7 protein-coding genes and 1 tRNA gene are annotated in these 8,968 nt (G+C 74.1%); 5 read left to right on the plus strand and 3 right to left on the minus strand.

Annotated features, from left to right (window positions below; translation table 11 throughout):
• Window positions 1-133: 133 nt before the first annotated feature.
• Complete coding sequence (locus ABD080_RS13605; protein ID WP_137770453.1) at window positions 134-769, minus strand: superoxide dismutase; 636 nt, start codon at window positions 767-769, stop codon at window positions 134-136.
• A gap of 189 nt (window positions 770-958) precedes the next feature.
• On the opposite strand from ABD080_RS13605, the gene ABD080_RS13610 reads away from it, so the two are divergent.
• From ABD080_RS13610 to ABD080_RS13625, 4 genes are all read left to right on the plus strand, one after another.
• Window positions 959-5,710 (plus strand): ATP-dependent helicase, encoded by a 4,752-nt coding sequence (locus ABD080_RS13610; RefSeq protein WP_343905642.1) that lies wholly within the window; start codon window positions 959-961, stop codon window positions 5,708-5,710.
• Window positions 5,710-6,648, plus strand: a complete 939-nt coding sequence (locus ABD080_RS13615) for a DNA-formamidopyrimidine glycosylase family protein (protein WP_343905644.1) — start codon at window positions 5,710-5,712, stop codon at window positions 6,646-6,648. Before ABD080_RS13610 ends, ABD080_RS13615 begins: the two co-directional genes overlap by 1 nt.
• A 46-nt stretch (window positions 6,649-6,694) precedes the next feature.
• Window positions 6,695-6,767: transfer RNA gene (locus tag ABD080_RS13620), tRNA-Arg, on the plus strand.
• Between the two features lie 31 nt (window positions 6,768-6,798).
• Window positions 6,799-7,062 (plus strand): hypothetical protein, encoded by a 264-nt coding sequence (locus ABD080_RS13625; RefSeq protein ID WP_343905646.1) that lies wholly within the window; start codon window positions 6,799-6,801, stop codon window positions 7,060-7,062.
• On the opposite strand, the gene ABD080_RS13630 is transcribed toward ABD080_RS13625, so the two are convergent.
• Window positions 7,049-7,615, minus strand: coding sequence for an OsmC family protein (locus tag ABD080_RS13630; RefSeq protein ID WP_343905648.1), 567 nt, complete (start codon window positions 7,613-7,615; stop codon window positions 7,049-7,051). The two genes, ABD080_RS13625 and ABD080_RS13630, sit on opposite strands and share 14 nt — an antisense overlap.
• A 194-nt stretch (window positions 7,616-7,809) precedes the next feature.
• On the opposite strand from ABD080_RS13630, the gene ABD080_RS13635 reads away from it, so the two are divergent.
• On the plus strand, window positions 7,810-8,307 hold the full coding sequence (locus tag ABD080_RS13635; RefSeq protein WP_343905650.1) for a MarR family winged helix-turn-helix transcriptional regulator: 498 nt from the start codon (window positions 7,810-7,812) through the stop codon (window positions 8,305-8,307).
• Between the two features lie 16 nt (window positions 8,308-8,323).
• On the opposite strand, the gene ABD080_RS13640 is transcribed toward ABD080_RS13635, so the two are convergent.
• Window positions 8,324-8,950 carry an acyl-CoA thioesterase gene (locus tag ABD080_RS13640; RefSeq protein WP_343905652.1) on the minus strand — a complete coding sequence of 209 codons (627 nt, stop codon included), beginning with the start codon at window positions 8,948-8,950 and terminating at the stop codon, window positions 8,324-8,326.
• Window positions 8,951-8,968 lie beyond the last annotated feature (18 nt).

An 8,968-nucleotide genomic window follows, 5' to 3' on the forward strand; every position in this document is an offset into this window, starting at 1 on the left:
CATGCCCCCGGCGGGGTTGTGGACGGACCCCCGCTGGGGAGGAACGATCGGTCCCCGGACGCGCGAGGACGGCCGGCCCCCTCGCGGGGACCGGCCGTCCGTCGGCTGCCCGGGGCCTGCCGGGCGGGGTCGATCAGGCCTGCGGCACGACCAGGCCGGAGGCGGTCGAGGTGGCGGCCTCGAAGCGCTTCTGGACGTCGGCCCAGTTCACGATGTTCCAGATCGCCTTGACGTAGTCCGCCTTGACGTTCTGGTAGTCGAGGTAGAAGGCGTGCTCCCACATGTCCAGCTGGAACAGCGGGATCGTCGCGACGGGCACGCCGTTCTGCTGGTCGTAGAACTGCTCGATGACGAGATTCCCGCCCACGGGCTCGTAGGCGAGGATCGCCCAGCCGGAGCCCTGGATGCCCAGCGCCGCGGCGGAGAAGTGCGCGCGGAAGGCGTCGAAGGAGCCGAACTGGTCGTCGATCGCGGCGGCGAGCTCGCCGGTCGGCTTGTCGCCGCCCTCCGGCGAGAGGTTCTTCCAGAAGATCGAGTGGTTGGTGTGACCACCGAGGTTGAAGGCGAGATCCTTCGACAGCTGGTTCACGGTGCCGAAGTCCTCGGCCTCGCGGGCCGCGGCGAGCTTCTCGAGCGCCGTGTTCGCACCCTTGACGTAGGTCGCGTGGTGCTTGGAGTGGTGCAGCTCCATGATCTTGCCGGAGATCGACGGATCGAGAGCGCCGTAGTCGTAGTCGAGATCGGGAAGCGTGTACGTGGACGCAGCCATTCGGATCATCCCTTCGAGGTGTCGTGCGCGGGAGCCGCAGGTGCGGGTCCCGCCGTGGATTAATCCTGCCACGTGCGCTCCTCGAATGGTCCGGGCAGTTCACAGGGAGCGAACACTCCCGGCCTCCTCCTGAGCCGTCCGGGGCCGGCGCGCCGCACGATCGTCGTCCCTGCGCGCCACAATGGGCGGATGCGCACCGGCCCGCAGGACCCTGACCCCGCCTCCGGGGAGGGCACCGGCCTGCCCGCCTCCTTCTCCCCCGCGACGACCGCCTGGTTCGCCGAGTCCTTCGCGGGCCCCACCCCGGCGCAGCGCAGCGCCTGGGCCGCGATCGAGCGCGGGGAGGACACCCTCGTCGTCGCCCCCACCGGCTCCGGCAAGACCCTCGCCGCCTTCCTCACCGCGATCGACCGCCTCACCATGGCGGCGCCGGAGGAGACTCCGTCGCCGCCCCGCGGTGCTCGCTCCGCGCGCGGTCCCCGGGAGCGACGGCGCACCTCCGTCCTCTACATCTCGCCGCTCAAGGCGCTCGGGGTGGACGTGGAGCGGAACCTCACCTCGCCGCTCGTCGGCACCGCCCGCGCCGCCGAGCGGCTCGGCCTGCCGCGCCGGGAGATCAGCGTCGGCGTGCGCACCGGGGACACTCCGGCCGCGGAGCGCCGCCGGCTCGTGGCGCATCCCCCGGACGTGCTCATCACGACCCCTGAGTCGCTGTTCCTCATGCTCAGCTCCCAGGCGCGGGAGACGCTCACCTCCGTGGACACGGTGATCATCGACGAGGTCCACGCGGTCGCCGGCACCAAGCGCGGCGTGCACCTCGCGCTGTCGCTCGCCCGCCTCGACGCCCTTCTCGAGCGGCCCGTGCAGCGGATCGGGCTCTCCGCGACGGTGGAGCCCGTGGACGAGGTCGCCGCCTTCCTCTCCGGGGCGGGGCGCCGCCGTGACGTGACCGTGGTGCGCCCGCCCTCGACGAAGCGCTGGGACCTCGCGATCACGATGCCCGTCCCCGATCTCCAGGCGATCGAGCCGCCGGCGGACGCGGTCGACGACGAGGACGTCTCCGGCACCATCTGGCCGCACGTGGAGCGGGCGGTGCTCGCGGAGGTCCTCGCCCACCGCTCGACGATCGTCTTCACGAACTCCCGCAGCCAGGCGGAGCGGCTGACCGGCAAGCTCAACCGGCTCCACGCCCGCCGCACGGCCGCCGATCCCTCGCCGCTGTCCGACGGGGCCGACGGGGCGGAGCGGGTCGAGGGCCCCGACGGCGCCGAGGTGGAGGACATCGCCCGCGCCCACCACGGCTCCATGTCCAAGGAGATCCGCGCCCAGATCGAGGACCAGCTGAAGTCCGGCAGCCTCCGCTGCGTCGTCGCGACCTCCTCCCTCGAGCTCGGCATCGACATGGGCGCCGTCGACCTCGTGCTGCAGGTCGCCGCGCCGATGAGCGTCTCGAGCCTGCTCCAGCGCGTGGGGCGCGCCGGGCACGATGTCGGCGCCGTCTCCCGGGGTGTGCTGCACCCGCTGCACGCGATGGACGTGCTGCGCTCCGCGGTCGCCGTGCAGGAGGCGGTCGCGGGCCGCATCGAGCCGCTCTCCGTGCCGCGCAACGCCCTGGACGTGCTCGCCCAGCACACCGTCTCCGCCGCCGCGATGGAGGACCTCCAGGTCGAGGAGTGGTTCGAGCTCGTGCGCAGCGCGCACCCCTATCGCGCGCTGCCCCGCGCGGCCTTCGACCAGACGATCGACCTGCTCGCCGGCCGCTACCCCTCGACCGCCTTCACCGAGCTGCGACCGCGGCTCGTCCACGACCACGAGGCGGGAACGCTCTCCGGGCGCCCGGGTGCCCAGCGCCTCGCGGTGACCAGCGGCGGCACGATCCCGGACCGCGGCCTCTACCCCGTGCACCTGGTCACCGGGGACGACGACACGCAGCAACGGCGCGTGGGAGAGCTCGACGAGGAGATGGTCTACGAGTCCCGCCGCGGCGACGTCATCACGCTGGGCACCACGAGCTGGCGGATCGAGGAGATCACCGCCTCCAGGGTCACGGTCTCCCCCGCCTTCGGCCTGACGGGCCGGATCCCCTTCTGGCACGGTGACGGCGACGGCCGCCCCGCGAGCCTGGGCCGTGCCCTGCAGGCCGCGCAGGCGGAGCTCGCCGCCCTCCCCCGCGAGGAAGCGGAGAGCCGGCTCGAAGCGCTGGGGCTCGACGGCAACGCCCGCACCGTGCTGCTCGACCAGCTCGCCGAGCAGCGGCAGGTCACGGGGGCGGTGCCCGGCCCGGGGCAGCTCGTCGTGGAGCGCTTCCTCGACGAGCTCGGCGACTGGCGGGTGGTCCTGCACTGCGCGCTCGGCCAGCGGATCACGGGCCCCTGGGCCCTCGCCGTCGGCGCCCGCGTCGAGGAGCGCTACGGGCTCGACGGCCAGGTCATGGCCGCGGACGACGGCATCGTCCTGCGGATCCCGCACGGCGAGCAGCCGCCCGGCGCGGACCTCTTCGTCTTCACCCCGGAGGAGATCGAGGAGGAGGTGCGGCGGCTCGTGGGCTCCTCCGCCCTCTTCGCCTCCCGCTTCCGCGAGTGCGCGGCGCGGGCGCTGCTGCTGCCGCGCCGTGACCCGAACCAGCGGGCACCGCTGTGGCAGCAGCGCCAGCGCTCCGCCCACCTGCTCGAGGTGGCGCGCCCGTACCCGGACTTCCCGATCATGCTCGAGGCCGCGCGCGAGTGCCTGCAGGACGTCTACGACCTCCCCTCCCTCGTGGACCTGATGTCCCAGGTGACACGGCGGACGGTGCAGGTGCGCGAGGTCGAGACGGAGGCGCCGTCCCCCTTCGCCCGCTCGCTGCTGTTCGGCTACCTCGCCCAGTTCATCTACGACACCGACGCTCCGCTCGCGGAGCGCCGCACGGCCGCGCTCGCCCTGGACCAGTCGCTGCTCGCGGAGCTGCTGGGATCGGTGAGCCTGCGCGAGCTGCTGGACGCGGAGGTGATCGCGGAGGTCGAGCAGCGCCTGCAGGGTCTCACCGAGGAGCGCGCGCTGCGCACCGGGGAGAACGTGGCGGACGCCCTGCGCCGGCTGGGACCGCTCACCCGCGCCGAGCTCGCCCATCGCGCCGCCGGCGAGCTCGACGTCGACGCGGCGATCGAGGAGCTCGAGCGGGCGCGGCGCGTGATCGCCGTGCGCTTCGCGGGGGCCGAGCACGTGGCCGGGGTCGAGGACGCCGCGCTGCTGCGGGACGCCCTCGGCGTGGCTCTGCCGCCCGGTCTCCCCGAGTCCCTGCTCGCCCCCGTGGACCGCGCCGTCCCCCAGCTTCTGCAGCGCTGGGCGCGCTCCCGCGGCCCCTTCCCCGCGGAGCACGTGGTCGAGGCGCTCGGTCTCGCCCCCGGCGTGGCCCGGGCCGCGCTCGAGCAGCTCGCCTCCGAGCGTGTCCTCCAGACCGGCGAGTTCACCCCCGGCCGCACCGGGGAGGAGTGGGTGGACGCGGAGGTGCTGCGCCGGATCCGTCGGGCGAGCCTCGCCGCGTCCCGGCGCGACATCGCTCCCGTGCCCGGCCCCGTGTACGCGCGCTTCCTCGGCACCTGGCAGCACCTGGTGCCGCGCCGGGCCGACGGCCGCCGCGCCCGCCCCGACTGGCACGGCCGGGACGGGCTGCTCTCGGTGATCGACCAGCTCACCGGGGTGTCCCTGCCGGCCTCCGCCTGGGAGTCGCAGGTGCTCCCGGCGCGACTGCCGGAGATCACGCCGGCGCTCGTGGACTCCGCCTTCGCCGCCGGCGAGCTCGTGTGGACCGGGCACGGCCGGCTCGGCGCCGACGACGCCTGGGTGCGCCTGCACCTCGCGGACGCCCTGCCGCTCGGCCTGGACGCCGCGGAGCTCGAGTCCTCGGCCGCCGCGCTCCCGGAGGGCTCCACCGCGGCGCGGCTGCTGGCCCTGCTGCGCGGCACGCCCGGTGCGCTCCGGACCGGGGAGCTCCTCACCGCCCTCGCGGAGGACGGAGCGGCGGTCCCGCCGGAGGAGCTGCAGGAGGCGCTGTGGGAGCTCGCGCTCGCCTCCCTCGTCACGAACGACTCCTTCGAGGCGCTGCGCGTGCTCACCCGCGGCAGCGCCCCACGCTCCGCCCGCTCGCGCACGCCCGGACGCTCCCGGCAGCTCAGCCGTCGCGGCGCCGCCCGGCTCTCCGCGGCGATGATGCGGCAGGGCGCGTCGAGCCCGTCGGAGCTGGTCACCGGGCCGACGGGCGCCGGCCGATGGTCGGCCGTGAGGGTGGAGCCGGTGGACCCGGCCGCACGGGCCGGTGCGCTCGCGACGCTGCTGCTGGACCGGCACGGGGTCGTCACCCGCGGCGCGATGGACGTCGAGGACCTGCCGGGCGGCTTCGCGGGCGTGTACCGGGTGCTGTCGGTGCTCGAGGAGAACGGCAGCTGCCGCCGCGGCTACTTCGTGGACGGCCTCGGCGCCTCCCAGTTCGCACCGGTCGAGGCCGTGGACCTGCTGCGGGACCGCGAGCGGGAGGCGGAGGAGCACTCCCGGCCGTCGCCGGAGGCGGGCGCCGTGGCGCTCGCCGCGACGGACCCCGCGAACCCCTACGGTGCGTCGCTGCCCTGGCCGCCTCTCGCCCCTGCCCCGCCGGAGGGAGCGACCGTCCGACCGGCCCGCCGCGCGGGCGCCCTCGTGATGCTCGTGGACGGCCATCCCCTCGCGGTCGTCGACAAGGGCGCCCGGAGCCTGCTGTGGTGGGCCGACGGCGAGCTGATCACCCCGGCCGCGGAGCAGCTGGTGCGTGCCGTCGTCGAGGACTCCCGCCTCCCCCAGCTGCAGATCGAGCGGATCAACGGCCATGCGATCGGAGCCGAGGCCGTCGCGAGGATCGCGCAGGCGCTCGTGGACGCCGGCTGCTACCGCTCGCCGAAGTCGCTGCGCGTGCGGGCAGGAGGCCGCTGATGCCGGAAGGGGACACCGTCTTCCGGCAGTGCCGGATCCTTCACGAGGCGCTCGCGGGCGCGACGCTCACGTCGAGCGAGCTGCGCGTCCCCCGGCACGCGACCGCGGATCTCACGGGCTGGAGGGTGCGCGAGGTGCGCCCACGCGGCAAGCATCTGCTGATCCGTCTCGTCCCGCCGGAGGGCTCCGGGGCGCCGCCGATGACCCTGCACTCCCATCTGATGATGGACGGCATCTGGCGCGTGGACGGCCGCGCCCTCCGCTCGAGCGACACGAGCGCCGGCCCGCGCGACCCCGCGACGATCCGGATCCGGCTCACGGCACGGCACGACGACGGCCGCGAGGTGCGGGCGATCGCCTACGAGGTCCAGCAGGTGCGGCTCCTGCGCACGGCCGACGAGGCCGAGCTCGTGGGAACGCTCGGACCGGATCTCCTGGACCCCGGTTGGTCCGAGGGGCACCGGGAGCGCGCGATCGCGAACCTCGCCACGGAGCCCGACCGGTCGATCGGCCTCGCCCTCCTGGACCAGCACCTCCTGGCAGGGGTGGGCAACATCTATCGCAGCGAGCTGTGCTTCCTGCGCCGGGTGCATCCCGCGGCGACCGTCGCGCAGGCCGGGGACCTCGGCACGCTCGTGGACCTCGCCCGCCGCCTGCTCCTGCTGAACGCCGAGCGGGAGGTGCGGGTCACCACCGGCGGCATGCTGGGGCGGGACGGCGACCTCTGGGTGTACGGGAGGGGCGGGCAGCAGTGCCGCCGCTGCCGCGCCCGGATCCTGCGCTCCGAGATCGCCGAGCCGCGCCTCGAGGGGACCGAGGGCCGGGTGTTCTGGACCTGCCCGCGCTGCCAGGGCGAGGACCCGCGCGACACGTCGACCGGGGCCCGGGCCTGGTCACCGCACGCGGGGCGCGGACCGCGGGGTCGCACCGGTCGTTAGACTCTGTGCGGCGCCGATCCGGACCAGCTCCGGCCCGCCGCGCCGCGCCTCCATAGCTCAATGGATAGAGCAACGGCCTTCTAATCCGTCGGTTCCCGGTTCGAGTCCGGGTGGGGGCACCGACCTGTCGCCCGGACGAGGAGGGATCCGATGCTGAAGCTCGTGACCCTCGGGGCGATCGTGCTGCTGGTCCTCCTGCGCCTCGCCGGCACCCGCCTCGGCGCCCGGCTGCTGGGCGTCTCCCAGCGGGTGCTGGCGTTCGTCTACCTCGCGGCGCTCGTCGTGGCCGGGGTCGCGGCCGTCGCGACCGAGCAGTGGACGCTGCTCGCCGTGGTGGGGGTCCTGCTGGTGATCAGCGGCATCCAGGAGCTGCGGCGCCGGCTCGCGGGCCGTGATCCCGTCAGGAGGCGGTGACCTCGACCGTCGTCGTGACGGGGGTCGGGTTCTGGAAGAGGTCGAGCACGGGGCAGTGGGCGTCGACGGCGGCGCGGAGCTCCTCGTAGCGCTCGGCGGTCTCCGGGCCCGTGAGGCGCACGGTCAGGCGCACGTCCCCGAAGCCGGCGCGCACGGACTCGTCCTTGCCGAAGAGGCGCGCGGCGTCGAGGTCGCCCTCGGCGGTGACGTCCACGTCGTCCACCTGGATGCCGAGCGCGTGGGCGTACAGGCGGTACACGACGACCTGGCAGGAGATCAGCGCGCCGAGCGCGACCTCGACCGGGCTCGCGGCGAGGTCGTCGCCGGCGAGCGCGGCGGGCTCGTCGACCGCGAACTCATGCTTGCCGGCGGTGATCCGGGAGGCGACGGAGCCGACGCCGGTGCCGGTGACGCGGTAGGTGAGGTGGGCGGAGTCGCGACGGGCGTCGATGCGCTCGCCCCAGGCCTGCCCGGCGGCGGTGAGGCGCTCGGACCGGGCGGCGGCGCTCTCGGCGAGGTCGGTGTCGAGGGAGGTGCTGTCGTTGAGGGTCATGGGCACACGCTAGGGATCGTGCACGCGGAGGTCACCATGCTCCGCCACATACCGTCATCAGCACAGGTGATGACCCCGGTGCGGCACAGTCCCTCACCCCCGGACGCGCGGGAATCCGGCATCCCGGACGCGACCTGCATCGATGTCGTGTCCGATCGGTAGTAGGGGGCCGCCTGCTCCGTAGGATGCCCCCCATGACCTTCACGCCGCCGAGGATGGACGCCACCGAGTCACGGGCCTGGCTGGCGCTCATCGCGACCTGCGAGCTGCTCCCTGCGGCGCTCGACGCCGAGCTCCAGGCGGACGCCGGCATGACCCATTTCGAGTTCCAGCTCCTGGGCCGGCTGAACCTCGCCTCGCGGCACACGCTGCAGATGAAGGAGCTCGCCGTCGCGACGAACTCCTCCCTCCCCCGGCTCTCCAAGGCGATCAAGCGTCTCGAGCACCGCGGCTGGGTCTCCCGCACCCCGCACCCGGAGGACCGCCGCGCGACCAATGCGACGCTCACCCAGGATGGCCGGCGCGCGATGATCCTCGCGACGCCCGGGCATCTGGAGACGGTGCGCGCCGGGGTGCTCGAGAAGCTCAGCCCCGCGCAGATGGAGCAGCTGGCCGACGCCCTCGAGCCGATCGTCGCGGGTCTCGATCCCAAGGACCATTTCCGGCTCACCCGCGCCGAGGACGCCGGCTGACGTCCACCCGGTCCGCTCAGCGTCCGCGGTCGTTCTCCCCCACCGCGCGGCTGTGCGCCGAGGACTCCTCGTTCCAGCGCTCGACCCAGTCGGGGACCACCAGGTGCTCCGGCATCGGGCCGGCGCCCTCGAGCACCTCGGAGACGTCCACCGAGCCGCCCTTCCAGCGCAGGAAGCGGGCGCGCACGATCGCGTCGGCATAGACGGTCTCCCCCACCCGGAACACCTGCTCCATGTAGATCCATCGCTCGTCGTGGCCGAGCACGCGTGTGGAGAGGTGGAAGCGCTGGCCGAGCGTGAGCGAGCGGCGATAGGTGATGGTCTGCCCGGCGACGACGGGGTACCAGCCCTGGGCGGAGATGTGCTGCCAGAACCCGGAGCGGATCATGAGGTCCATCCGGCCCAGGTCCATGAGGGAGAGGTACCGGCCGTTGTTCATGTGCCGCTGCACGTCGAGGTCGAGCGGGTTGACGCGGAACGCCGTGCGGGAGGTGTCCCAGATGCTCAGGGCGCGGCCGCGACGCAGGCGGAGTCGGATCATCAGCCACAGCAGGCGCAGGTACATGTTCATCGGTGAGGTCCTCCCGGCGACGGTGCCGTGCGGGGCGGCCCCCGCGACGATGACCCGATGGTAACTACTCATGGCGCTGACGGGGGCACG

The sequence above is a fragment of the Brachybacterium rhamnosum genome (assembly GCF_039526185.1).
Taxonomy (GTDB): domain Bacteria; phylum Actinomycetota; class Actinomycetes; order Actinomycetales; family Dermabacteraceae; genus Brachybacterium; species Brachybacterium rhamnosum.